This is a genomic window from Cupriavidus sp. F041 (genome assembly GCF_057814235.1).
On record NZ_JBVASY010000001.1, the window covers coordinates 123222 to 148582 of the forward strand.

At 62.2% G+C, this 25361-nt stretch carries 23 protein-coding genes and 2 pseudogenes; 12 read left to right on the forward strand and 13 right to left on the reverse strand.

All coding sequences use genetic code 11. The features are described 5' to 3' along the window. The first annotated feature begins 58 nt into the window (after positions 1-58). The 5 genes from ACZY0R_RS00535 (at position 59) to ACZY0R_RS00555 (ending at position 4551) form a co-directional block, all read left to right on the forward strand. Positions 59-859 (forward strand): IclR family transcriptional regulator, encoded by an 801-nt coding sequence (locus ACZY0R_RS00535; RefSeq protein ID WP_488856666.1) that lies wholly within the window; start codon positions 59-61, stop codon positions 857-859. A 95-nt stretch (positions 860-954) separates the two neighbouring features. Continuing rightward, on the forward strand, positions 955-1428 hold the full coding sequence (gene tnpA, locus ACZY0R_RS00540) for an IS66-like element accessory protein TnpA (protein ID WP_488856667.1): 474 nt from the start codon (positions 955-957) through the stop codon (positions 1426-1428). Next, complete coding sequence (gene tnpB / locus ACZY0R_RS00545) at positions 1428-1781, forward strand: IS66 family insertion sequence element accessory protein TnpB (protein WP_488856668.1); 354 nt, start codon at positions 1428-1430, stop codon at positions 1779-1781. Before tnpA ends, tnpB begins: the two co-directional genes overlap by 1 nt. A gap of 138 nt (positions 1782-1919) precedes the next feature. Beyond that, positions 1920-3530: an IS66 family transposase gene (tnpC, locus tag ACZY0R_RS00550; protein ID WP_488856669.1), complete on the forward strand. Its 1611-nt coding sequence runs from the start codon at positions 1920-1922 to the stop codon at positions 3528-3530. Positions 3531-4152: 622 nt separating this feature from the next. Beyond that, positions 4153-4551, forward strand: coding sequence for a DUF1801 domain-containing protein (locus ACZY0R_RS00555; protein ID WP_488856670.1), 399 nt, complete (start codon positions 4153-4155; stop codon positions 4549-4551). On the opposite strand, the gene ACZY0R_RS00560 is transcribed toward ACZY0R_RS00555, so the two are convergent. Further along, entirely contained in the window at positions 4548-4688 is a 141-nt protein-coding gene (locus tag ACZY0R_RS00560; protein ID WP_488856671.1) for a hypothetical protein, read from the reverse strand. The two genes, ACZY0R_RS00555 and ACZY0R_RS00560, sit on opposite strands and share 4 nt — an antisense overlap. A gap of 719 nt (positions 4689-5407) precedes the next feature. Continuing rightward, positions 5408-6118: pseudogene (locus ACZY0R_RS00565) on the reverse strand (transposase family protein); the annotation flags it as partial. Positions 6119-6144: 26 nt separating this feature from the next. Here ACZY0R_RS00565 and ACZY0R_RS00570 point away from each other — a divergent pair. The 3 genes from ACZY0R_RS00570 to ACZY0R_RS00580 all read left to right on the forward strand — a co-directional run bounded on the left by ACZY0R_RS00570 (position 6145) and on the right by ACZY0R_RS00580 (position 9432). Then, the gene (locus ACZY0R_RS00570; protein WP_488856672.1) at positions 6145-6450 is read left to right on the forward strand and encodes a DUF5372 family protein; all 306 of its coding nucleotides are present in this window, start codon (positions 6145-6147) and stop codon (positions 6448-6450) included. Between the two features lie 170 nt (positions 6451-6620). Continuing rightward, positions 6621-7088 carry a helix-turn-helix domain-containing protein gene (locus ACZY0R_RS00575; RefSeq protein WP_488856673.1) on the forward strand — a complete coding sequence of 156 codons (468 nt, stop codon included), beginning with the start codon at positions 6621-6623 and terminating at the stop codon, positions 7086-7088. A 286-nt stretch (positions 7089-7374) separates the two neighbouring features. Next, positions 7375-9432, forward strand: coding sequence for a recombinase family protein (locus ACZY0R_RS00580; protein ID WP_488856674.1), 2058 nt, complete (start codon positions 7375-7377; stop codon positions 9430-9432). A gap of 44 nt (positions 9433-9476) precedes the next feature. On the opposite strand, the pseudogene ACZY0R_RS00585 reads toward ACZY0R_RS00580, so the two are convergent. Then, a pseudogene (locus ACZY0R_RS00585) lies at positions 9477-10235 on the reverse strand (ISNCY family transposase); the annotation flags it as partial. Positions 10236-10548: 313 nt separating this feature from the next. Between ACZY0R_RS00585 and ACZY0R_RS00590 the strand changes: the two are divergent. Further along, positions 10549-11745 (forward strand): IS4 family transposase, encoded by a 1197-nt coding sequence (locus tag ACZY0R_RS00590; RefSeq protein ID WP_488856675.1) that lies wholly within the window; start codon positions 10549-10551, stop codon positions 11743-11745. Positions 11746-12320: 575 nt separating this feature from the next. Next, positions 12321-13865 carry a sensor domain-containing diguanylate cyclase gene (locus ACZY0R_RS00595; RefSeq protein WP_488856676.1) on the forward strand — a complete coding sequence of 515 codons (1545 nt, stop codon included), beginning with the start codon at positions 12321-12323 and terminating at the stop codon, positions 13863-13865. Positions 13866-14144: 279 nt separating this feature from the next. Here ACZY0R_RS00595 and ACZY0R_RS00600 read toward each other — a convergent pair whose 3' ends face one another. Both ACZY0R_RS00600 and ACZY0R_RS00605 read right to left on the reverse strand, forming a co-directional pair. Beyond that, complete coding sequence (locus ACZY0R_RS00600; protein WP_488856677.1) at positions 14145-14690, reverse strand: phasin family protein; 546 nt, start codon at positions 14688-14690, stop codon at positions 14145-14147. A 490-nt stretch (positions 14691-15180) separates the two neighbouring features. Further along, the gene (locus tag ACZY0R_RS00605; protein ID WP_488856678.1) at positions 15181-15852 is read right to left on the reverse strand and encodes a hypothetical protein; all 672 of its coding nucleotides are present in this window, start codon (positions 15850-15852) and stop codon (positions 15181-15183) included. Positions 15853-16734: 882 nt separating this feature from the next. Between ACZY0R_RS00605 and ACZY0R_RS00610 the strand changes: the two genes are divergently transcribed. Together ACZY0R_RS00610 and ACZY0R_RS00615 are read left to right on the forward strand one after the other, a co-directional pair. After that, positions 16735-16905, forward strand: coding sequence for a hypothetical protein (locus ACZY0R_RS00610; protein WP_488856679.1), 171 nt, complete (start codon positions 16735-16737; stop codon positions 16903-16905). 154 nt (positions 16906-17059) lie between these two features. Continuing rightward, positions 17060-18031 (forward strand): Bug family tripartite tricarboxylate transporter substrate binding protein, encoded by a 972-nt coding sequence (locus ACZY0R_RS00615; RefSeq protein ID WP_488856680.1) that lies wholly within the window; start codon positions 17060-17062, stop codon positions 18029-18031. On the opposite strand, the gene ACZY0R_RS00620 is transcribed toward ACZY0R_RS00615, so the two are convergent. From ACZY0R_RS00620 to ACZY0R_RS00655, 8 genes are all read right to left on the reverse strand, one after another. Further along, positions 18028-19065, reverse strand: coding sequence for a branched-chain amino acid ABC transporter permease (locus ACZY0R_RS00620; RefSeq protein WP_488859458.1), 1038 nt, complete (start codon positions 19063-19065; stop codon positions 18028-18030). The genes ACZY0R_RS00615 and ACZY0R_RS00620 overlap by 4 nt on opposite strands. Positions 19066-19148: 83 nt before the next feature. Beyond that, entirely contained in the window at positions 19149-20033 is an 885-nt protein-coding gene (locus tag ACZY0R_RS00625) for a branched-chain amino acid ABC transporter permease (protein ID WP_488856681.1), read from the reverse strand. A 10-nt stretch (positions 20034-20043) separates the two neighbouring features. Next, on the reverse strand, positions 20044-20769 hold the full coding sequence (locus ACZY0R_RS00630; RefSeq protein ID WP_488856682.1) for an ABC transporter ATP-binding protein: 726 nt from the start codon (positions 20767-20769) through the stop codon (positions 20044-20046). Positions 20770-20778: 9 nt separating this feature from the next. Then, entirely contained in the window at positions 20779-21555 is a 777-nt protein-coding gene (locus ACZY0R_RS00635; RefSeq protein ID WP_488856683.1) for an ABC transporter ATP-binding protein, read from the reverse strand. Positions 21556-21605: 50 nt separating this feature from the next. Continuing rightward, positions 21606-22295 (reverse strand): DUF2848 domain-containing protein, encoded by a 690-nt coding sequence (locus tag ACZY0R_RS00640; RefSeq protein WP_488856684.1) that lies wholly within the window; start codon positions 22293-22295, stop codon positions 21606-21608. A gap of 27 nt (positions 22296-22322) precedes the next feature. Then, the gene (locus tag ACZY0R_RS00645; RefSeq protein ID WP_488859459.1) at positions 22323-23525 is read right to left on the reverse strand and encodes an ABC transporter substrate-binding protein; all 1203 of its coding nucleotides are present in this window, start codon (positions 23523-23525) and stop codon (positions 22323-22325) included. Between the two features lie 81 nt (positions 23526-23606). Then, the gene (locus ACZY0R_RS00650; protein WP_488856685.1) at positions 23607-24953 is read right to left on the reverse strand and encodes an amidase; all 1347 of its coding nucleotides are present in this window, start codon (positions 24951-24953) and stop codon (positions 23607-23609) included. 2 nt (positions 24954-24955) lie between these two features. After that, the gene (locus ACZY0R_RS00655; RefSeq protein ID WP_441628981.1) at positions 24956-25336 is read right to left on the reverse strand and encodes a cupin domain-containing protein; all 381 of its coding nucleotides are present in this window, start codon (positions 25334-25336) and stop codon (positions 24956-24958) included. Positions 25337-25361: the final 25 nt, after the last annotated feature.

Here is a 25361-nt window from a genome sequence, read left to right on the forward strand (position 1 = left end):
TCGGCTCCGATACGCTTGATTCCGGCTACCGGAAATCGGCCCCATCAGGAGCAATACCGTGAACCCCGAACAAGCACTGTCGAGAGCGCGAGGAAGAGCGACCAGCACGTCAGCAAACCGCTCCCTCGAACGCGGCATGGAGATACTCCGGGCCTTTCGTCCAGGCTCGGAGGTACTGGGCAACGGCGAGCTGGCCGAGCGTACCGGCCTGCCGCGCTCCACCGTCAGCCGGCTCACGCAAAGCCTGGTGGACGCCGGCTTCCTCCAATACGACCCAACGCTGCGCGCCTACCGGCTCGGCGCACCGGTCCTCAGCCTGGCCCACGCCATGCGCAGCGGCTCGGCAGTCCTGCAAGTGGCGGCACCGTTGATGCGCGAACTGGCACAAAGCCAGCACATCAATGTCGGGCTGGCCATGGCCGATCGCGACGAGATGGTCTACCTGGAGTCCATCCGCTATAGCCGCAAGGTCTCGCTTCGCACCGTGGTGACCGGCCAGCGCGTGCCGATGGAGCATACGTCCCTGGGCCGCGCCTACCTGGCCGCAGCCCCGGCGCGGGAGGCCAAGGCCTTGCTGGAAGGCTTCGGCAAGCGCTTGCGCGCCAACTGGCCGGCGCTGGAGCAACAGATCGAGCAGGGCATCGAGCAGGTACGGAAGCAGGGCTGGTGCATGGCCAGCTGGCAGCCGGAAGTGGTCGCGCTTTCCACGCCCCTGGTGTTCAAGAGCTACGCAATCCACATCCTGAACGTCAGCACGACCACGCAGGCAACGCCGGCCAGCGCCGCGCGCCTTCTCAAGCCGCACCTGATGCAGCTGGCGGCGCAGATCCGAAGCGCCGTAGGGGATGAGGCGCCGTGATCGGGTTAAATGTAAGCGCGATTTTCTCCGCACGTAGCGTTGACGCCCCGAAAGGCGCAGGATTGTGCCCACGATTTTTTTCGTGGGCACAATTCATGGACGATAGCGATTTTGACTTCCTGCCGCTGCGAGTGACCAATGTCGGCGCCAACGGGAAACGCAGCTACGACAGGCAGGGCAAGCGAAGATTGATCGAGGCTTGCCTTGAACCCGGCGTATCGGTTGCCAGCATGGCGATCCGAGCCCGGGTGAACACGAACCAATTGTGGCGCTGGGTCAAGCAGTACAAAGCAGAAAGACAAGGTGGTATTGACATGGATAGCGCCGTCGAAGGCGCGCCATCGGCCTTCGTTCCGGTAGTAGAGGTTCGCGGCGTACCTCCTCAAGCCCAGCGGTCACGGCCGGCATCGCCGGAATCGACATCTGTTCCCGTGCCGCAATCTTCATCTTCGCCACAATTGGCACGCCTGTCGGCACGGCTGCCAAACGGCGTAACCATCGAGCTCGAATGCACACCGAAAGATGGGACGCTCGTGAAGGCGATGATCGCGGCGCTGGGGGACACCTGATGTTCCGCCTCGACGCTGACCTGCGGGTCTATCTGCACCGCGAGCCTATCGACTTCCGGGCCGGCCTGAACAGTCTGGTGACGTTGGTCGAGCAGTCGATGCAACTCGATCCGTTCGCCCGGGCCGTCTTCGCGTTCCATAACCGCGGCCGCAATCGGGTCAAGCTTCTGCTCTATGACCGCTCCGGATTCTGGCTCCTGATGAAGCGTTTGGAAGCAGACCACTTCGCCTGGCCACGCCGCCAGCAGGCGGTGATGGAACTCACCACCGAGCAACTGCACTGGCTGCTTGAAGGTATCGACATCGAAGCCGTTCGCCGACACCCTTCGCGGCGCTACCGGCACGCGAGCTGAGTCAGCGTGAGGGAGGCCAGGGTGCGGGCTCTGGCCATAGGCTTCGCGAGGCGGCTGCTCGCCAGGGGATTGGCCGATACCATTGATATGGATTCGACGTAAACCTGTTGGCGATGCGATTGCACTATCGTGAATGGCATGCCTGCACATGACCTCATCCCTGATCTGCCGCCTGACGTCCAGGCCTATATCCGAGAACTCGAGAAGAAGAATCTGGATCTCGAGTCGCTAGCCCAGCAACTCTCGCAGCGTATCGAGCAGCTCGAAGAGCAGTTCCGCCTCGCGCAGCTCAAACGCTACGCGCCGAGCAGCGAGAAGCTCAAGGATCGGGTGTTTGACGAAGCCGAGCAGATCGCCGCGACAGAACCTGCTGGCGACGATCCCGATGACGCGTTCACGCTGCCCGATACGGGACTTCCGGAAGTCGATGAGTCTGCACACCGCAAGCGGGGACGCAAGCCGCTGCCGGCGTCGTTGCCGCGCCAGCGCATCGAGTACGACCTGCCCGAGGAACAGAAAATCTGTCCATGCTGCCAGAGCCCGCTGCATCGCATGGGCGAGGAGACGAGCGAGCAGTTGCACATCGAGGTAAAGGCCTCGGTGTTGCAGCACGTACGGTTCAAATACGCGTGCCGCCATTGCGAGCGCAACGCGGAGCGCACGCCGATCGTGGTCGCGCCGATGCCAGTACAACCGCTGCCAGGTAGCAACGCGAGTCCGGCGATGATCGCGACGGTGACGACCGGCAAGTACGTGGATGGCACGCCGCTATACCGGATGGAAGACGCGCTGGCCCGTGCGGGCATTCCGGCGGGCCGCGGCACGCTGGCGAACTGGATCATCAGGCCTGCCGAACTGCACTACAGCCGGTTGTACGAGGCGATGCGCCAGACGCTGCTGTCGCAGCCGCTGATCCACGGCGACGAGACGACGGTGCAAGTGCTCAAGGAAGAAGGCAAGACCGCGCAGAGCAAGAGTTACATGTGGCTCTACAGAAGCGCACAGGACTGCGAACAGCCTGTGGTGCTGTTCGACTACCAGCCGGGGCGTGGTCAGCAATATCCGCAGGCGTTTCTCGCCGGCTACGAAGGCATGCTGATGACCGACGGCTACAGCGCCTGGCGCACGCTCAAAGCCGTCACGCACTTCGGGTGTCTTGCACATTCGAGACGACTGTTCGTCGACGCGCACAAGGGCCAGAAGAAGCCCGGCGGTCGCGCACAGCAGGCGCTCGAGTACTTCAAGGCGCTGTATCAGGTCGAGACACTTGCTCGCAGAGAACTGCCAGAGGGCGAGACACGGGCCGGCTACACCTACCGACTGCGGCAGGAACACAGCGTACCGCTACTGGAGGCGCTCAGGAAATGGCTGGACGAACTGGCACCGCAGGTTCTGCCTGAAAGCCTGCTGGGCAAGGCGATCAGCTACACGCGCAATCAGTGGGAATACCTCAGCCGCTATGTTATCGATGGGCGTGCACCCCTCGATAACAACGTGATAGAGCGCGACGTGAGACCCTTTGCAACCGCGCGAAAGGCATGGCTCTTTGCAGACACGGTTGCCGGTGCGAAGGCGAGCGCGACGATCTACAGCCTGATGCTCACGTGCCGCGCCTGCAACGTCGAGCCGTATGCGTATCTGCTTCACGTTCTCACCGAGCTGCCGCAGCGTGCGGCGGACGCCGACATCAGCGACCTGCTGCCGTTCAACTACGCCAGCCAGCAGAGCGCAATGACGAACCCCGGTTGATGACATGACAGGGCGCCGGCACTGCCCCGGCGCGCGATTCCTGGTACCTCCATCGGACATTGCCGATCCTGCTCGAGCGTCGCAATAGGGCCGAGCCCGCCTGTTCACCGAGAACGACTCTCAATACAGTGTGCTGAATTGCGCGGTTACGGTTAAATAAGGTCCCAGATCTCATCGAGTGCTTCGCGCGGGAAATCATTGCGCCAGGCGCCACCGTTTTTCTCGCGAGCGAGCGGGAATTCACCACGCCACGTCTGAGTCGCTGAGGACTCATAGGATTTCCTGATGTTCTGGATCTCCTTCTGGCACTCCTGCGCACTGCACTTGCTGCCGCAAGGCGCTGAACCGCGGCGGGCCAGCGCTCCGGCACCGTGACCACCTGACACTCGAACGACGGGGCAATCCTGGCCCCATCTCCAACTGCCCGGCAGCCGGATATCCCTCAGCAGTAGGTCAAACACTACCGACAGGAATTGACAGTCGCGTCCATTATTCTTTGGATTCCTGCGGGAAGGGCAATTCCCCCAGGCATTTATCAACACCATAGGGTGACACGTGCCATTACTATTCTCATCTAGCCCTGTGTTGCAAGTCTGGAGTTCACACTTGAGGAGAAACGGGCATGACGAAGAGCGGGTTGCAGGAAAGCAAGTCTCCTTCTCAGCTGATCGACGCGAGAATCAAGGAGCTAGACGACTGGCGGGGCAAGATGCTCAACCGGCTCCGTACTTTAGTCAAGGAAGCCGATCCTGAAGTCGTCGAGGAGTGGAAGTGGAGAGGGGTTCCGGTGTGGTCGCACGACGGCTTGATCTGCACAGGCGAGACTTACAAGAACGTCGTGAAGATGACCTTCGCCAAAGGGGCGGCTCTGAAGGATCCTTCGGGCCTTTTCAACTCCAGTCTTGACGGAAACACAAGGCGTGCCATCGACTTCCATGAGGGCGAGAAGATAGACGAGGAGGCGTTGAAAACGCTCATTCGCGCCGCCGTCACCCTGAACAAGTCCAAAGCCCAAAGCTAGTCCACGGTACCAGCCATCAGACCGTCCTTTACGACGGCCTGCCTGCTGATAGCCCGCCCCAGATAAACGACAGCCTGAATCACCTTGAACCGGTCCAGTTCACGCATCGACATGGTCACCATCTCGGGCTTCGGCATGGCTGGACTCCGATCCAAGCGGATAGAGCGCCAGCATGCTCGCGTTAGCTCATGGGTACGACATTACAACTTAGCCCTGACAGTCTATGTCTATCTATTGTCGAGGCAGTTTTTAGATGTCAGCGCGCTGGCTATTTAGAAATGTCAGTGCGGTCGTGCTTTTTGTGGTTTGCCCGTAACGCGGTCAAGCTGGCCGGAAGGGGAGAAGCCGGCACCGGGTGGGGCGGTGGAACCCGCGATGGCGCGCTCCAGATCCAGCCGATTGATCAGCCTCTGGCGCTTGGTGTGGGGTGCCGGGTTGACGGGCCGCGGGGGCTCGCCCGACAGCGTGCGCGACGCGCCCGGGCCGCTCCACGTAGGGTCGCGTCGGGAGTGTCTGCGCGCTGGTCTTGGCGGCATAGCGCGACCGGCGTATCTCTGTGCTTGTATCGTGTCCGGCCCGGAGGGCACTCCGCAGACCGAGCAGCGGGTTGTGCGATGGCGTCCTTTGCGAAGCTGCCGCGTGTCCCGACCCCCTCTCATTGGTTGCTGCCTTTTCCCGCCGCGTGGGGTGCATCTGTGCGTTGCTCTGAGAGCCAGGGCGCTCTTGCGTTCAGGTGGGCGTTGCAGCGCCATACCCATGGCGAGTTTTGCCGCAAGGTAGAGCAGCATCGCGCACCACCCCAGCAAAAGGAGCTTGACCGACCAGTGCCAGTCGGTGGGCTGGCCATTTAGAAATGTCAGTGCGGTCGTGCTTTTTGTGGTTTACCCCTAACGCGGTCAAGCGGGCCGGAAGGGGAGAAGCCAGCACCGGGTGGGGCGGTGGAACCTGCGATGGCGCGCTCCAGATCCAGCCGATTGATCAGCCGCTGGCGCTTGGTGTGCGGCGCAGGCTGGTGTGGCCGCGGGGGCTCGCCCGACAGCGTGCGCGACGGCCCCGTGGTGTGCCGGCTGTCACGCAACGCCTGGACCTTGGCCGCAATGGCCAGCACGTGCCCCAGCCGCTTGTGCTCCACGATCGCGCCCTGGTCGATCTCGGCCAGCCGGTCATAGGTGGTGTAGGGGAGAGCGACGCCATCGGCCCACAGCTCGATCCGCCCGTCCGGATATTCCGCCACCTCGATGTAGCGGTGAATCAGCCGCCGGAACTCGGGCCGGTCCGCCAGCAGGTACATGACCTTGTCGTACTGCAGCGTCAAGCTCTGCGACACCTTGCGCCATTCGCGCCAGGTAAAGATCCGGGTCAGATCCTCGTCCGCGCGCAGCGGCCGGTGGGCATCGAAGTCGCTGCGCGGCGGCTTGGCGAAGCGGGCATTGAAGTCGGCTATAAAGGCCGGCGCAAAGGCATTGGCGGTTGGCATGGTGCTGATGCCGCGCAGCCGCAGTTCCTTGACCAGGCGGTCCTGCAGGGTGCCATTCATCCGCTCCACGCGGCCCTTCTCAAAAGCAGTCAACTACACGTGATCTGACCGGTGGGATGCAATCCTTCCGGGTTACCCATCCCTTTCATCCGCTTTACGGGCGAGAATTCGCGCTGCTGGAATGGCGCAATGCGTGGGGAGAGGACCGCATCTATTTCTACGACGAAATGGGCAACCTCAGACGCATGCCGGCGGCCTGGACGAGCGCAGCGGCGCCAAACGTATTCGAGGTAACGTCGGCCGGACGATCGCATTTCCGAGTAGAGGACCTGTTGCAACTTGTCGCGCTGATTGCCCGACAGCGGGAGGCTAAGCGATCTGGAAGGCCGCAAGCGCGCAAGCGCAAGGTGTCAAGGGAATAATGCCGCTTATGTAAAGATATTTATGCCATTTAGTATCCCGTGCATCTACCTATCCATGGGCGCCATGACACTGAATGCGGTTCGTTTATACAGTTACTGCGGGCATTCTCTACTTTTTTCTAGTAAAAAACCTTGACATAGGTGATGCGTGGGCATAATTTAGATTACATATGACTCGCATTCGAAAACCCGACCCTAAGCTTGCAGCGCTCGAAGAGAGCGGCACGGTGAATCCTCACTCGCAGGGCATCGATGATCCCGCCTTTATCGCCAGCGACTTCTTCGACCCCCGCGATCTGGTTCAGGCCCGCTATGAAATGCTGCGTCGCGTACGTGTCGATGGTCAGGCCATCGCCGATGCCGCTGCGCACTTTGGGGTCAGCCGACCGACGTTCTACAAGGCGCAGGCCGACTTTGATCGAGAGGGCCTGGTCGGGCTGCTGCCAGACAAGCGAGGCCCCCACGGGCCACACAAAATCACCGACGACGTGATGCGCTTCATCGAAGATGCACGTGCCGTGGAGGATGGTCTCGATGTGCAAATTCTTGTCGAACGGATCGCGGAACGCTTCGGTTTGACAGTGCATCGACGCACCGTGGAACGCGCCTTGGCGCGGTCGAAAAAAAAACGGCCATAAAAGCCCCCGCGGCAACGCTTGATGTTCATGTGCTGACCAGATACTACGAGGCGTTGCGTAAAGATGTCGTCGAGCCAAGCGAATGCGGCCGCACGATGATGCGCGGTCGCGCACTTGTCATGTTCAAGGGGATGGCCGCCTGGATGAAGTGTGCGGCCGAAGACGGCTCGCCTCGCCCAGTGCCCGTGGCCGCGAGGAGCGGGTTGAGCCTGCCTGTAGGTATCGAACGGAATCTGGTTGACATCGTGGCAACCATGGCAATCGCGACAGCGCTAGAGGGGATGACATGACTGCAGAGACCCACTCGAAAGTACAGGCAAGACACCTCAAGAGGAACGCCTATCTGTACGTGAGGCAGTCCTCGTTGCGGCAGATGTTCGAGAATACCGAGAGCACCAAGCGCCAGTATGCTCTGCGACAGCGCGCCATCGCGCTCGGATGGCGCAACGATCAAGTCGTGGTCATCGACTCGGACCTCGGCTTATCCGGTGCATCTGCGGTCGAGCGCGAGGGCTTCCAGCGCCTCGTCACCGAGGTGAGCCTGGGACGGGCCGGGATCGTAATGGGTCTGGAGGTGTCTCGGCTGGCGCGCAACTCAACCGACTGGCATCGGCTATTGGAGATCTGCGCACTCGCCGACTCCCTAATTCTTGACGAAGATGGAATTTATGACCCCGCGCATTTCAATGATCGGTTGCTGCTCGGCCTGAAGGGCACGATGAGCGAGGCAGAGTTGCACGTCATGCGGGCACGGCTACGCGGTGGCATCCTCAACAAGGCGCGCCGCGGAGAACTCGAGATGCGGCTGCCGATCGGCTTTGTCTACGACACCGAGGGGCGCGTGCGCCTGGACCCGGATGCACGTATCCAGGAGAGTGTTCGTCAGCTCTTCCGCACGTTTCGTCGCACGGGCTCTGCCACCGCGACCGTCAAGGCCTTTCGTGACCAGGGTCTTCAGTTCCCGCGCCGGATTCACCGCGGAGAGCGCAAAGGCGATGTGCTGTGGACCGAGCTCGAACACGCACGCGTGCTGTGGGCTCTCCATCATCCGCGCTATGCCGGTGCATTCTGCTTTGGGCGCACGCGGCAACGCAAGCATCCCAATGGTCAGAACGTCTGCCTGCGACTGCCGCCCGAGGAGTGGACCGCGCTGATTCGCGATGCGCACGAGGCTTACGTGAGCTGGGAGGAGTTCGAACAGAACGTTCAAATCCTACGCGACAATGCCCACGCACTTGGCCTCGACCGTGAGAGAGGGGCGCCTCGCGAGGGGCCGGCGCTGCTGCAAGGCTTGGCGATCTGCGCCAAATGCGGCGAGCGAATGACCGTTCGCTATCACATCCAAGGCACGCGTAGGGTGCCGGATTACATGTGCCAGCGCCGGGGCATTCAGCACGCGCACCCTGTGTGCCAGAGTCTCCATGGTGGTGAGCTTGACGATGCAATTGGCAGGTTGCTCGTGGAGTTGGTCACGCCGGTAACGCTTGAGGTCGCTCTGGCCGTGCAGAACGAGCTTGAGAGCCGTACCGAGGCGAGCGACCGACTGCGCCGCCAAGAGCTCGAGCGAGCGCGCTACGAGACCGATCTGGCACGCCGTCGTTACATGCAAGTCGATCCGGAGCATCGATTGGTTGCGGACTCGCTTGAAGCGGAATGGAACCATGCGCTGCGCGCTCTCAGTGAGGCCCAGGAACGCTACGAGAAGCAGCGCGAAGCCGATCGCGCCGGAGTTGACGACACACAGCGCAAGAGCATCATGGCACTTGCGAAGGACTTTCCTCGCCTATGGAACGATCCGCACACGCCAGATCGTGAGCGCAAGCGCATGGCACGCCTACTCATCGGCGACGTGACCCTGCTAAAAGGCACGGACGTCAGCGCTCAGATACGCTTCAACGGCGGCGCAACACACACGTTGCACGTGCCACTATCCAAGCCCGCGTGGATGTTACGGCAGACCCCGCCAGCCGTCGTCGCTGAGATCGACCGGCTCCTGGAAAACCACACTGACGGTGAAACGGCAGAGCTACTCAATCGCCAGGGACTCACGTCAGGTCAGGGCAAACCGTTTCACCACGTAATGGTCACCCGGATTCGGCTCTCCTACGATCTGCAAAGTCGCTACGACAGGCTGCGCGCGCGTGGCTTGCTCACGCTGGACGAGATTGCAAAGTGCCTCGATGTCGCACCGACTACCGTCAAGATATGGCGCCGTGCCGGCCTGCTCGTGGCGCACCGCTACGACGACAAGGGGCAGTGCCTCTTCGAACAACCTGGCGCGGATGCGCCAGTGAAGTATCGCCATCAATGCAAATCTCGCGGTAAACGTGCAGTCACCGCGTAAGTATCATCCCACTCGACCCATGAGGTGCATTGTGATGCATAGTCCTTGGCCGGGCTGGAATTGGCGCACAGGATGTCGATGTTCAGCTCGAACAGGGCCCGCCCAAACTGCGTGTAGCCGCGTCCTTCGGCGGCATCTTTGGCGTTGACGCGGAAGATGCTGGCCTTGTCGCTGTAGAACGCCATCGGCTTGCCATGACGCTCGATATAGGCCCGCGTCGCCTCGAAATACGCCTGGGTCGATTCAGTCGGCACGAAGCGCAATGCCATCAGCTGGCTGGTGGCGTCGTCGACATAGACCAGCAGCGTGCAGGCCGGCGCCCGCTGCTCGAACCAGGCATGGTCGCTGCCGTCGATCTGCACCAGCTCGCCCAGGCACGCGCGGCGCCTGCGCGGCTGGTAGACCTTGGGCGGGCGCAGCTTCCTCGGGACCCAGAAGCCGGCGTCAATCATGATCCGGCGCACGGTCTCCTTGGCCAGAGCGATGCCATGGCGCTCGCGCAGCTTCTCGCAGGCCAGGGTCGGACCGAAGTCGGCGTAGGTGTCGCGGATCAGGCCGCGCACGCGAGCTTCCAGGCCAGCATCGAGGGCGCGGTTGCCTGGTGTGCGGCCACGCTTGTGGGACAGCATCCCAGTCGCGCCATCGAGCCGGAATCGATGGGTCAGCCGCTCGACTTGACGCGTGCTTAACCCCAGCTTCTCAGCAGCGCGCCACGGCTTCAGCTCGCCCCGGGCTACCGCGTCAATCACCTTGAGACGATCCAGCTCTCGCATGCTCATGGTCACAAGATCCGGCCTTGCCATGGCGGCCTCCCGATACCCGCTACAAACCCGGTAGCATCGCACCCATGGCGCTGACCGCGACATTTCTATCTAGCCAGATCCCGACATTAGCATCTGGCTGCAACACGTAGTGGGCGCATAATTATCGTTATGTTAAATAATAGCTACGGGGCTGCGAGGCAATACCTCCTGCCTGACGTTGACAGTCAGGCCGTAAGACATCACCTAATTGGCTCTGATGCATCCACCAACAGCTGCCTAGGCCCAATACTGTTAACAAATTCGAATTTGTGTTAACTTTCAAGCCTCTGCAACAACAAGAAGAGCTTGAAGGATGGCAAGAACGGAGGCAACGCTGCCCGGCGGTGCGAGGCTCGCGGACCATTTGGCGGTGGGGTATTTGGCGCTGAACTGTTCCCTGGGGCAGGTCAAGGAGGCGCTCGTGAAGTGCGGTGTGCAGACGCGTCTGCGCCGGGATATGCCGCGGGAAGTGCTGGTGTATTTCGTGATGGCGATGTGCCTGTATCCGCGCGTGGCCTATGAGGAAGTGTTTCGGCTGGTGATCGAGGGGCTGCGGCGCATCTACGGCGATCAGGTGCGCGATGCGCAGGTCAGCAAGGCGGCGATCTCGCAGGGGCGGACACGGCTGGGCTGGCAGGTGATGCGCGAGCTGTTCGCCAGACAGGCAGCGCAACACCCGCGAACTGCAGGCGGTGACTATGCTGGCTATCGGGTCATGAGCGTGGATGGCTCGACGCTGGATGTGCCCGATGAACAGGTCAATGCGCAGGCGTTCGGGTATGCCCAGGGCGGGCGCGGTGAAGGCGCGTATCCGCAGATCCGCTTTGTGGCGCTGGCCGAATGTGCGACGCACGCGCTGTGTGAGGTGCAGATGGGCGGGGTACGCGAGGACAGCGAACAGGCGCTCACGCGGCAGCTGTTTCCGGCGTTCTCGAGCGAGATGCTGGTGCTGGCCGATCGCCTGTTCTACGGCTATGACATGTGGCGCGAGGCGGTAGCGACCGGAGCGAAGCTGCTGTGGCGCGTGAAGTCGAATGTGCGACTGCCGTGCGAAGTGCCGCTGGCAGACGGTTCGTACCTAAGCACCGTCTATGCCAGCGACACCGACCGACGACACCAGCGCAACGGCATGCGGGTGCGGGTCATCGAGTATCGCCTGGAAGGCGTGCCTGACGCTGAGCCGCAGTATCGCCTGATCACCAATCTGCTGGACCCGGCGGTGGCACCTGCCATCGAGCTGGCGGCGCTGTACCACCGGCGCTGGAAGATCGAGGAGATGTTCGACGAGATCAAGACACATCTGTGCGATGGAAAGAAGGTGCTGCGCAGCAAGACGCCTGATCTGGTACGTCAGGAATTCTATGCGCTAATGCTCACGCACGCGGCGATTCGTCGACTGATGTACGAAGCGGCACAGGACAGCGGGCAGCGACCCGAAGACTTATCCTTTGTTCATGCCGTGCGTGTGCTCAACCGACGCCTGCCCGAGGCGGCGGCTATTTCCCCCTGAGCAGTGGCAAAGCTGGAAACAAAGTCTGCTGCGCGAACTCGCCAGCGGCCCCGCGGTGCAAAGCCGCGGCAAGCGCAATCCCCGCGGCGTGAAACGAAAGATGTCGAATTTCCGAATCCGGCGGCGATCCGAGCCGCTGAATCAGCGAATCGTCCCCAAAGTGGTTGTGAAGTGAACAGTATTGTGCCTAGGCCCGTAAATTTAGGCTGCTCCCTACCCGGGTTTTTGTCGCCGGCACCGGTGCCTGGGCGAAACCAAGCGCTTCGCCGCAGAGGCTTCCACTTCAGCGCGCTCGGCCCGCTGCAGCGCCGTCCCGCTTCGGCCCGCAAGGCGGCCAGTTCGCGGGTGGCCGCCTCATATAGACTTGAGCGCCTCCGGCGACCCGGGGTGGTCGATGGTCACGCGCAACTTGCCGCGCAGGTCCACCCAGAACCCTCGGTTGGCATGCCCATGGTGCCCTTGCGCACCGGGCCGTAAAGGCTTTCGCCGGCCCTTGACATGATCAATGCGGGGCACGCGTATTTGAGCAAGTACAATCGGCGCGCTCGCGCTTGGGCGGAGTGACGACCCCGAACATGCATCCAGATAACCTTGGCCGGCGCCAAAAAGTGAATTTCAAATCCCTCAATCTTTTCGTGGCCAGCAGCTTTGCGCTTGCTGTTGCCATTGCTGCCGTAGGGGCCGGTGCGCTCCATGAAATGCGCCAGGACGCGTATGCCCGCGCACAGGAGGGGGCCGCCAATCTCTCGCTGATCCTGGAGCACGATATCGCCCGCAATCTGGAAATCTATGAGCTGTCGATGCACTCCGTGATCGACGGCGTCAAAGATCCCGAGATTCTCCGGTTGCCTCCCGCCATCCGCCAGCTAGTGTTGTTTGACCGTTCCACAACCGCAACGGACATGGGCTCCCTGCTGGTGACGGACGAGCAAGGCCACCTTTTGCTCGACTCCCGCTCGATCCCTCCCCGTCCCGTCAATCTCGCCGACCGCGATTACTTCAAGGTGCATCGCGATTCGGCCACTGCCGGACTGTATGTCAGCCAGCCGTTCCAGCCACGCCTGACGGACGGTGGCCAGTCGATCGGCCTTAGCCGAAGGTTGTCGCACGAAGACGGCAGCTTTGCCGGCATTGTCGTCGGCACGCTGCGTATCCACTATTTCAGGAGGCTGTTCGAAGGGACGAAGCTTGGCCCGGGGGGCACCATCACGCTGCTGCGGGACGATGGCATCGTTCTCATGCGCCGCCCGTATGAGCCAAGCACCATTGGGCGGAGCATTGCCAGCAGCCCGTCCTTCGCTCCGCTTACTCAAGCCTCGCAAGGATCCTATGTCGGCATTGCCGCACTGGATGGCACTGAACGGCTATATGACTTCCACCACGTTACCGGTTTCCCGCTCGTGGTTGTCGTTGGCCTGTCGACCGATTACGTTTATGCGGAATGGCGCAAAAGGGCGTGGCTGTTGGGCGGGCTTATCCTTGCCCTCGACGCCATGCTCATCGCCCTCTCGGTGCTGATTTCCCGGCAGTTCAGGCGCAGGCTGGCAATGGAAAAACACCTGCGACTCATGGTCAATACGGACGGTCTGACGGGTATCGGCAGCCGGCGCGCCCTGGATGAAGCCGCCGACATTGAATGGCGCCGGGCATGGCGCAACCAGCAGCCCTTGTCATTGATCATGATCGATGTCGATCATTTCAAGAACTTCAACGACCACTACGGGCACGCGGGCGGCGACGATGCGCTGGCTGCGGTTGCCCGCTGCATAGCCGACAGTATCCGCAGGCCTGGCGACTATGCCGCCCGCTACGGCGGCGAGGAATTCGCCGTGCTGTTGCCCAACACCGGCATGGAAGGCACCATTGCCGTGGCCGAAAAAATTCGCTCGGCAGTCCAGAGCCTGGCGATCCCGAATTTAGGGAGCGCCGACCAGGTGCTTACAGTCAGCATCGGTGTGGCTATCGCAGAGGACCGCGCGCGTTTCGCCAACCTGCGGGTCTTCTTCAATGCAAGCGACGAAGCGCTATACGAGGCGAAGGCGTCCGGGCGCAACCGGGTGGCCGTCGCCGCGGACGAAGCGCAAAGGAGCGCGGCCAAAAGTGCGGCCCAGAAGGGCTAGAGGGCAAAAGAAAGCCTCGCCCGGCCAGTCCGGCCAGTAACCAGTTGCTGAGAACATCGCGTCAATCGGCGACCAATCCGCAGTATTTGTGCAACGGCAATCGGGGATCGGCAATGGTCGGAGAAAGGCGCCGCGCATAGGCGCGGGCGCCGGGCAATTGGGGCAGATCCTGTGCCAATAGGTCGAGGAAAATGCGGCTGCCCCGCCGGGCGACGATACTCCTTCGGAGCGTCGCCGCTTGTTTCGTGCCGGCGTTCCGGCGCCCGCGCCGACCGCAGATCAGGCGGCCTTGGTTTTCGGCGCCTGCTTGAGCACCGTCGAGCTGGTCGCTTCGACATTGGATCGAACGACTTCCGATGCTTGCCTTGCGGCCTTGCTCACCGTGTCATATGTGCCGTTAGCAGCCGTCACGGCAGACTTTAGAACAGCCGTCACCACCTCGGATCCTGCGGGAGCGTGTTTCGCAAACGCGTCAACGAATGCCCCCAAGCTGCCGTTGTAATGCCCGTACTGCGCCTCGGCGATGCGCATGAACTCCGCCTGGGTCTCAGTAAAAATTTCGTACAGATCTTGAACGTAGGCAATTACCTTCTCTGCGGTCGGCTGCGAAGCGCCGCCCTGCGCGTCTAGCAACTCCCGCAGATCCCTTTGTGTGCACAACTTCGTGACGTGTTCGCTCCCGCTCTCCAGGGTTTCCTTCATTGCTTGAAGGTTAAGTTGGGCAACCCTCTGCCAGCTGTTGAAATATGCCTGGCTGAAACCAGATAGCGCAGCCAGATTGGATTCTTGAAGCGCGGCGAACGGGTTTTGCGCAAACTCAGACATTCAGTGTCTCCTGTAAGTTTTCTCTACAAGAACTTCCCTGAGCAAAAACCCTAAAGCGATTGCACGAGAGATGGCTAGCAGGGATTGGCGGACGGATGGCTGACGGCGATGTTTGTGCTCTGGACCATCCGCTCTCGAGTGTAGAGGCGATTGGCTTCGGGGCGCCACTCTACAATGTCAGGAAAAACCCGATAGCATCCCTGGGCTTTGACCTAGCTCAAATCGCATGTGCAACATGGCGCGCCCAAGCGACGCTTGCCGGGGTCCAGCTCTTTGGCTGGCGTGATCAACGCGTGTTTGCGTATATAAACTGGCTCTGGTGCAAACTACGGGCACGGCAAGCAGCATGGCGTCCGTCTCCGCCATTATGACCGCCCTCGCCTTTGCGCGGCCCGCGACTTTCCACGCCAGGTAAGCCCCGGCCTTCGCAAGCAGGTTTTGACGCGAATGCGGCGCAAGGTCTGCGGGGAAAGCGATCTGCAGCGCATATTCAGGATGAATCAGATTGACTCCCTCGGTTCTGTCCCGCCTCAATGCTTCGCTTAGCCTGTTCGACGCGTGACTGCACTTCACTGTCACCGGCAAACTCCTTCTGCGTGGCAAGCGGTTCGAGCGCTTCCAGCGCCTGCTGGGGGTGCCCAGCACTCAGTTCGCTGTCGGCCCACGCCAGGCGCAGATTTCGTACTTCGGTACTGCTCCATCCGCCAAGCCGCAGCGCTTCGGCAAACTGTTCGGACGCAAGCGTGAACTCCAACTGGCGCTGTGCGAGAAAGGCGCGCTGGGCGTGGAGTTTCTGATCGTCGGGGTACTTTCGCAGCAGCCCTTCCGAATAGGTGCGCGCTTCGACGAGGAGGTTTGCACGGACCAGCAGGCTCAGCCGCAGCAACTCGCGATCCCGGTTGTCGGGCGCGAGTTCCAAGGATGCTTCCACGGCCTTCCTGGCGCCGTCAATGTCTTCTGTTTCCGCCAGCGTGTATGCGCGCTCCGCCAGACGATAGGCCTGGGAATCGAGACTGGCTGCTGAGGAATTCTGGGACTTCCCCGACGGCTTGGCCAAGGTCCCAGCATTTGCGCCCAGGCTCATCGTCACCAGGAGCGGTGTTGCAAGGATCAGGGCGGAGCGCCCCGCGCGGAAGAACGTTGACCAGAGAGAGTGCTTCATAGGGCTTCCAGGTTGTTAGTTCCGACGGAAATCAGGGCGCATGCCGAAGATGGCAAGAGTTTTTTCACTTGCTCTCCCCTACTTGCTTTTTTTATATGCAGGACCCAATGCGCTCATGCCGGCGCGAACGATTTCGCGTACCAAGACTGGTCTCTCTGCGGCACTGGCGCGTTGCCGGGGATTCCTGCAATTTAGATAGTTGCGATAACCATGCCGCAATGTCAATCTGTTGATTTTTAAACAACTTCTTGGCACAGCACCAGGCTGCAGCGCCTGCTTGGCGCGACAGTGTCAAAAACCTGAAACACAGGTATGCATTAGGGTGACGGGGAGGGAGCAATATTGCGCACATATCAATGTGCGCATCACCGGTATCCCGAGCAATCGTGGATAGGATTCGATTTTTATCCCCATCAGCGCATCACACGCGAACATTACGAGACTTGTAAAGATCGCGAAACTCGCGATCAGGATATTTCATCGTCGTCGGATAAAGGGCTCGCCGAAAAGTGTCTTGGCCATCCAACCTATGTATGAGCTATCGGGGTACGTCTCAATCAAGAGTGCTAAGGCGAAAGAAAAAATGTTAGGTTAATGTCACTATCATCCCCTGGCCTCTACCGAAGACGGGCTAAAGGCAGGGGTTTTCAGTGGATGAAAGGCTTACATGGCAAATCTGGTTGCATCCGTGAGACATGCTGCAGGGCTCTGTCAGGCTATCTCCGTAGCGCGGTCCGGAACCGTCATGAAGGTCCAATGTGCCCCCTTAGCTCCTCCCAGGCAATCGGGATCGATCCCCCCGCCCCCTGCAGTGGGGTGACGTCACGGCTGCACGACGCTATCATCGATGCGTGTATGCACATGCAACGATGAGAATTGGTTATGTCGCCCAAGAGCCAGATGTTTCCCTTAACAAGATGTCCGAGGACGTCCGTAGAGGCACTGGCCACGCAGATCCGCCGCCTGGACGCCGGCAAGGTGGTCATTATCGGGGGCGAACCACTCAAGGCGCAGGCACTGAGAGACAAGCTCGCCGCCGATGCATGGTCGTGAACATGGCCGCAGGGTAAACGGCAAACCGACCGCGCCGCTCCCCCCCTGCTCAAGGATCCGCCCCGCCCCTCAACGGCCGCTTATGCATGCCGCGATCCGCTCACGCGCCTGCCACGTATCCTCGATGCCGATACTAATGCTGTTACGTACTTCCATGCGTCAACTCTATATCTGTGCCCTGCTGCTCGGAGGCGGCCCGACCAATGCGCCCGCCCATGCGGATACTTTCCCTGAGCGCCCGGTGCACCTTGTCGTTCCCTTCAGTCCGGGCGGGCTTAGCGATTCAATCGCGCGCATGATTGCAGACAAGCTGCGGTTCAGGCTAGGGCAGCCGGTGGTCATTGAAAACCGCCCCGGCGGGGCCACGCTGATAGGGGCAGAACATGTCGCAAAGGCACCCCCTGACGGCTACACGCTTCTACTGGGCAGTTCCACCACTTTCTCCATGCTGCCGGCCCTACGGCCACATCTGCCGATCGCGGCTGAGGACACGTGGGCGCCTGTCGCCATCGTCGGTGAGACCTCCATTGTCGTATCGACCCGCGCGGAGAACTCCACCATTGAGTCGTTCGCCAGCCTGCTGGCGCAAGCGCGCGCGCGGCCTGGCGCGGTCACGTATGGCACCACAGGCCCAGGGACGGCCCCCCACCTTGTGGGAGCGATGATTGCCTCTACCTTCCAAGTGGACATGACGCCTGTAGCCTATCGAGGCAGCATGCAGGTACTTGCCGATGTCATCGGTGGACAAATCGACCTGAGCCTCGACCCCTTTTTCGTTGCCAAACCGCTCATTGATGCTGGCCGGCTGAAACCGCTAGCAATCAGCAGTGCGGCACGGTTGCCTCAGTACAGCGCAGTTCCCACCTTTTCTGAAGTCGGCGTCACCATGTCGAGCGGTGCGTTCTGGTACGGCATAGCCGCCCCTCGCGGTACTCCGCAGAAAGTCCTGGAGCGGCTGCGAGTGGAACTGCAGGCGGTCCTGCAGAATCCGGAATTTCAGAATACGCTCGCCGAGCGAGCCATTGTTGTCGGGCATGGTCGCGCCGAGGATTTCCGTCAGCGCGTGCGTGCCGAGATCGCACAGTATCGGCAACTGGCAAAAGACGCGCGAATTAAGCTGGATTAAGCTCCCCCTATCTGGTCCACTTTGGACCGTTTGGGGGTTACGCGCAGCGCTCGTAGACATCGACCAACCACTCGCCTGCCCGCGAGCAGTGCAAGCTGGCCCACAATGCCCCGGCGGAACAGCAGGACGCAAGCGATAAAGATGACGCCCGTCACCATCGTGACCGACTCCCCCAGCGAGCCGAACCATGCGATGCCCGTGGCAGAAGCCAAGAAGCTGCCGATCGCGCCAAGCTTGGTCTCCAGCGCCACGACAACCAAGGCGCCGGCCAACGGCCCTGACAGCGTGCCCAGCCCGCCCACCAGCGTCATCAGGATCACCGAGCCCGACATCGCCCAATGCACGTCGGTCAGCGTGGCAAAGCCCAGCACCAGCGCCTTGATCGACCCGGCCAGCCCTGATAGCGCGGCGGACAGCACGAACGCCATCAGCTTGAAGCGGTCGGTGTCGTAGCCTAGCGAGACGGTGCGCGGCTCGTTCTCCTTGATTGCCTTGAGGATCTGGCCGAACGGGGAATGCACCGTGCGCACGATCAGCGCAAACGCGGCCACGATGACGGCCAGCGCCGCGTAGTACAGCGTCAGGTCGTCGGCCAGCGGCAGTACCCCGCACAGCTTGCCGCGCGGGATGGCCTGCAGGCCATCCTCGCCGCCCGTGGCCGGCGCTTGCAAGCAGACAAAGAACAGCATCTGCGCCAATGCCAGCGTGATCATCGAGAAATAGATGCCCTGGCGCCGGATCGCCAGCGTCCCCACCACGTAGCCGATCAAGCCGCCGGCCAGCGTCCCTAGCACCATTCCTGCTTCCGGCGTGACGCCCCACACTTTCATGGCATGGCCGGCGGCATAGCCCGCGCCGCCAAAGAAGGCGGCATGGCCGAACGACAGCAGCCCGGTATAGCCGATCAGCAGGTTGAAGGCACATGCGAACAGCGCGAAGCACAGTACCTTGAGCACAAACACCGGATACGCCCCGGCCATCGGCGCCAGCATCAACGCCACCAGCAGCAATCCGTACCACAGCTTCTTCTGCATGCCCCGCTCCTGTCTTGCGTGCCCTGCCTGTCCTGCCTGTCCTGCCTCGCCCGCGGCCACCGCCGCGCCAGTTGGTTGATGCATCATCTCTCTCTCCCGAACAGCCCCGACGGGCGCAGCATCAGTACGATTGCCATGATGAGGAACACCACCGTGGCCGAAGCCTCGGGATAAAACATCTTGGCCAGCCCTTCGATCACGCCCAGGCCAAGGCCGGTCAGGATCGAGCCCATGATCGAGCCCATGCCGCCGATCACCACCACGGCGAACACGATAATGATCAGGTTCTGCCCCATCAGCGGCGAGATCTGGATCACCGGTGCCGCCAGCACGCCGGCAAAGGCCGCCAGCGCCACCCCGAAACCGTAGGTCAGCGTCACCATCAGCGGCACGTTGACGCCGAAGGCCTCGACTATCTTGGGATTCTCGGTGCCCGCACGCAGGTAAGCACCCAGCCTGGTCTTCTCGATCAGGTACCAGGTGGAGAAGCACACCACCAGCGAAGCGGCCACCACCCAGGCGCGGTAGTTGGGCAGCATCATGAAGCCCAGGTTGGTGGCACCACCCAGTGACTCCGGTGCCGAGTACGGCAGCCCGGACACACCGTAGACCGAACGGAAGATGCCCTCGATCACCAGCGTGATGCCCAGCGTCAGCAGCAGGCCGTAGATATGGTCGAGCTTGTAGATCCAGCGCAGCATCGTGCGCTCGATCACGATCCCGATCAGCGCCACCGCCAGCGGCGAGAGCACAAGCATCGCCCAGTAGCCGAGCCCGAGGTAGATCATGCCCATCCAGGCCAGCACCGCGCCGAGCATGAACAGCGCCCCGTGGGCAAAGTTGATGACGTTGAGCAGCCCGAAGATGACCGCCAGGCCAAGGCTCAGCATCGCGTAGAAAGCACCGTTGACCAGCCCCAGCAGCAACTGGGACAGCAAGGCGGGAAGGGGAAAATTCAGTATTGTCATAAAGCGTTCCTCACACCCCCAGCAACTCGTTCAGTACCGGCATCCTGGCCTGCAGCTCCGCAGCCGCGAAGCGCTCTACGATGGTGCCGTGTTCCATCACATAAAAGCGATCGGCCAGCGGCGCGGCGAAGCGGAAGTTCTGCTCCACCATCACCACCGTGTAGCCCTTCTTCTTGAGCATCAGGATCATGCGCGCCAGCGCCTGCACGATCACCGGCGCCAGGCCCTCGGAGATCTCGTCGAGCAGCAGCAGGTTGGCCCCGGTGCGCAGGATGCGGCCAACGGCCAGCATCTGCTGCTCGCCGCCCGACAGGCGCGTGCCCTGGCTCTGGCGGCGCTCCTTCAGGTTGGGGAACATGTCGTAGATCTCGGCCTCGCTCATGCCGGTGACCGCGCTGCCGCCCTGCCCTTTCAGCAGCGGCGGCAGCAGCAGGTTCTCCTCGCACGACAGGCTGGCGAAGATGCCCCGCTCTTCCGGGCAATAGCCGATGCCGCAATGCGCGATCTTGTGCGTCGGCATGCCGATGGTCTCGGTGCCGTTGACGCGGATCGAACCCTTGCGCTGGCCGGTCAGGCCCATGATCGCGCGCAGCGTGGTGGTGCGCCCGGCGCCGTTGCGGCCCAGCAGCGTCACCACCTCGCCAGGATTCACGGTCAGGTCCACGCCATGCAGGATGTGCGATTCGCCGTACCAGGCGTGCAGGTCCTTGATTTCTAGTGCGGGCGTTGTGCTCATCCTGGCTCCTCAGTGCGCGCCCTGCAGTTCAGCGTCAACGGTGCCCATGTAGGCCTCCATCACGCGCGGGTCTTTCGATACTTCGGCGTACGGCCCTTCGGCCAGGATCGCGCCGCGCTGCAATACCGTGATCTTGTCGGCGATCGACGAGACCACGTTCATATTGTGTTCGACCATCAGGATGGTGCGCCCCACCGCCACCTTGCGGATCAGTTCGGTGACGCGCGCCACGTCTTCATGGCCCATGCCCTGGGTGGGCTCGTCGAGCAGCATCAGCTCCGGCTCCATCGCCAGCGTGGTGGCGATCTCCAGCGCGCGCTTGCGGCCATACGGAAGGTTGACGGTCACGGTCTGCGCAACGTCCGTCAGGCCGACCTGCTCGAGCAGCTCCATGCCGCGCCCGTTAAGCGTGTCGAGCGTGTTCTCGCTGCGCCAGAAATGATAGGACGTGCCGAGCTGCCGCTGCAGGCCGATGCGCACGTTCTCCAGCACCGTCAGGTGCGGGAACACGGCCGAGATCTGGAACGAACGAATCACGCCGCGCCGGGCGATCTGCGCCGGTTTCTCGCGCGTGATGTCGATGCCGTTGAACAGGATCGTGCCGGTCGTCGGCTCAAGGAACTTGGTGAGCAGGTTGAAGCACGTGGTCTTGCCGGCGCCGTTGGGGCCGATCAAGGCATGGATGGACCCGCGCCGCACCTGCAGGTCGACGCCGCTCACAGCGGTGAAGCCGCGGAACGACTTGGTCAGGCTGCGCGTTTCTAATATGGAATCTTCGTGGGGCATCGTTTGTTCGCCTCTGGCATGCATCGGGAATGCGGGTCTGGCCGGCGGCCTTATCCGTGGACGGGCAGCGCCTCGACGGCGTAGGCATGGTGCAGCGAGCGGGCCAGCACCGGATCCTCCAGTTCGATCTCGAAGCGATCCGCCGGCCGGATGCCACCGATCGCCGCCAGCGTGCCGCACAGCATGGCGGTGCCATCGTCAAAATTGCCGCCCTGCTCCGCAAACCTGTCGAGCAAGTCCTGGGGCGAACGCATCGCCGTGACCGGCCCCTGCTGGTACAGGACCCGCTCGCCGCCGATGGTCGCGTAGGCACGCAGGACAAGCTGGTCCCAGTGCTTGCCGATGTCCGCCAGGCGCCAGAGCACCTGCGCGCATGGCTTGTCGCACATCTGCTTGGACACCGTGATGCCGTAGGTCTCCACCTCCCGGTCCGTGTGGTCCGAGGCAATGCCGACAAAGATTTCACCCTGGTGCTTGATCAGCAGGAACTCCACTTCGCCGCTGCTGGCGCCTCCGCTGACCTGGATCGCGGGCTGCGATTGGAGCCGGTGCGCCGCAACCCGGTAGAACACCGGGGTGGCCGATGGCCGCCTTACGCCCAGCTCCTCCAGCTCTCGGATGTGCTTCTCCATCGCGTCGGCATCTCTCCCCGTCCAGCCCGCGATGACAAGCCGCTTGATGTCCACAACGCGCTGCCACCTGCCCGTGCGTGTCTCAATATCGAATGTCAGCATGTTCATGTCTCCGTAGTTGCTAATTGCTAACCGTCACTTCTTGATCAGCGCGCATTTGCTTGCCGAAATCGGCCGGAATGCTTCGCTGGCTGGAATGACCTGCCTGATCTTGTAGTAGTCCCATGGCTTCCTGGACTCCTGCGGCGTCTTGACCTCGGCGAGATACATGTCATGCACCATCAGCCCGTCGGCGCGGATCTTTCCATTGGCCGCAAAGAAGTCGTTGACGGGGCTGGACTTCATCTTCGACACCACCGCATCGGTCTCGTCGGTGCCCGCGGCCTGGACGGCCTTCAGGTAGTGCATCGTCGACGAGTACACACCGGCTTGCACGAGCGTGGGCATCTTCCTGGTCTTGTCGAAGAAGCGCTGCGACCAGGCCCGCGTGGCATCGTCGCGGTCCCAATAGAAGGAGGTGGTCAGCATCATCCCTTGTGCCGCTTGCAGGCCGAGACTATGGATGTCGCTGATAAACATGTGCAGTCCCGCCAGCTTCTGCTTTCCCGCGCCGCCAATGCCGAAGTCCCGGGCGGTCTTCAATGCGTTGACGGTATCGCTGCCGGCGTTGGCCAGGCCGATCACCTTGGCGCCCGATGCCTGGGCTTGCAGCAGATAGGACGAAAGGTCCGGGGAATTGATGGGATGCTTTGCCTTCCCGATCACCTTTCCCCCTACCGAGGTCAATGCATCGACCGCGTCTTTCTCAAGGGACGCCCCCAGCGCGTAGTCGACCGTCAGGAAGTACCAGCTGTTGTCGCCGCCCTTTGACAGGGCTTTGACAGTGTTGGCTGCAAAGGCATAGGTGTCATAGGAATACTGGATGGTGTAGGGCGAGCAATCCTCGTTGGTCAGCCTGGTCGTGCCGGCGCCGCTGGCAATCACCAGCTTGTGCTTCTCCCTGCCGAGATTGGACACCGCGAGCGCCACCGAGGACGGCAATACGTCCTGGATGACGTCCACCTTCTGGTTATCGAACCAGTCTCGCGCGATGGTCCCGGCCACATCGGTCTTGTTCTGGTGGTCGGTGCTGACCACTTTGATGTCCGATCCCAGCACCTTCCCGCCGAAATCGTCCACCGCCATCTGGGCGGCAACGAGCGACCCTTTTCCACCAATATCGGAAAATATCGACGACATATCCGTCAACACCCCGATCTTCACCACGCCGTCGCTGATCTTGCCCGGCTGGGCCGCGGCAAGCGCCGAAGCGCCCAACATCGTGCCGGCCAGGAACATCGGCTTGAACCGAAAATGAAACATGATCTCTCCTCCTCGTTGTTAGAAGCCGCCACAAAGTCTTGCCGGCGGATAAGGCGTCTACATCTTGTGGCTACGCAGGATGCACTCCATGCCCATGCCGATGGCGAGTAGTCGCCGGTCCGCCATCGGCTGGCCGAAGAGCATCAGCCCGACCGGTGCCTCGCCCGTTTCATGGCATGGCATGGTCAGTGCGCACAGGTCGAGCACATTGGCGATGGCGGGATTGCGCAGCAATAGCCGGTTGGCACGAAAGAACGCGGCGTCATCGGCGAGGTCGGCAATCCGCGGTGCCGCGATCGGCACCGCCGGCAGCACCACTGCGTCGAACCATTGCAGCTCCCCTTGTGCCTCCCGGCATAGCGCTTCGCGCCGGGCGCGCATCCGCAGGTAATCCACCGCGCTCTGCTGCTCGCCCATCCGGATGCGCGACAGGACTCGCGGGTCGTACCGATCCGCCTGGGCGGCAACCCGCTCGGCATGCCACGCGCTCGCCTCCGCCGCCACCAGGCCCCCGTTGATGCTCAGTTCCGGCAACTGGTTCCAGCTATCGAAGGCAGCCTCCCGCAGCAAGGCGCCGGCGGCAGCCAGCCGGCCAAGAGCCCGCTCATAGGCACTGGCGACTTCGCCGGAAAGCCCGTCGAGCACCACGTTCCGTGCCACGGCCAGCCGAAGGCCGCGTACCGGCCTCGCTGCCAACGGCACGTCCGGTTCCCCCGCCATGACCCCGTCGAGCGCGGCGCAGCAGGCAACCGTCTGCGCCAGGCAACCGATCGAGTCATAGCTGGGCGACAGTGGCACCGTGCCCTGCAGCGGCACCCGGCGCGCGGTGGGCTTGAACCCCGCGATGCCGCAGAGCGCCGCAGGAACCCGGCATGAGCCGCCCGTATCCGAGCCGATCGCGGCCACAGCCATGCCGTCCGTCACCGAGACCGCCGCCCCGGACGAGGAACCGCCGGGAATGCGGCCAACCGCGCGCTCGAACGGATTGCGGGGCGTGCCGTAGTGCGGATTGGTGCCAACCCCGGAATACGCGAACTCGGTCATATTGGTGCGGCCGACGAAGACCGCGCCGGCCGCGCGCAACCGTGCAATGGCGACCGCGTCAACCGTGGCAGCCTGCTCGGGCAGCACGCGGGCGCCGGCCCGCGTGACGTCGCCCTGCACATCGAACAGATCCTTGACCGAAATCGGCAAGCCAGAGAGCCGCCCGACAACGCCTTGTCTGCGCAATATGTCGCTGGCCGTGGCTTGCTTCGACGCGGCCATGCTCACGCCGTGCGGAAACACGCGAGCCCCCTCCCCGCCGGGATTGCAGGCGCGCTCCACGCAGTCCGCCAGCAGCGACGCCGCATCGGCGGCGCCCGCCGAGAGCTGGCCCATCACGGAATCTATGGTCGCCACCATGATCAGGCCGGGTCGAAGTAATGGATTTCCAGCAGCATGCAACCCGCGTTCGACTTGAAGGGACCGTGATATGCACCCGGCGGACGGCATGCATAGGTGTTTGGATCGAAAGCCCGCCCGCCCTCGCCGCGCTCGTCGTTACCGACGGTCAGGTCGCCGCTGAGCAGATACACCTCCTCCCAGTAGCGATGGACGAACGGCGCGGTGGTGAAGACGCCGGGCTGGAATCGCAGCAGGCGCGTGCGGCTGCCGCGGCCGCCGCCTTCGTCGAGGGAGCCGGAGAGTATCTTCTGCTGGATGCCCGAAGGATAGCCGGGAGGCACCTCCCAGCCGCTCTCCATATCAATGGTGTGAAACTCATCGTGAAGCTTGTTGATCGCCATGGTTATCTCCGTGGGTGTCAGCGAA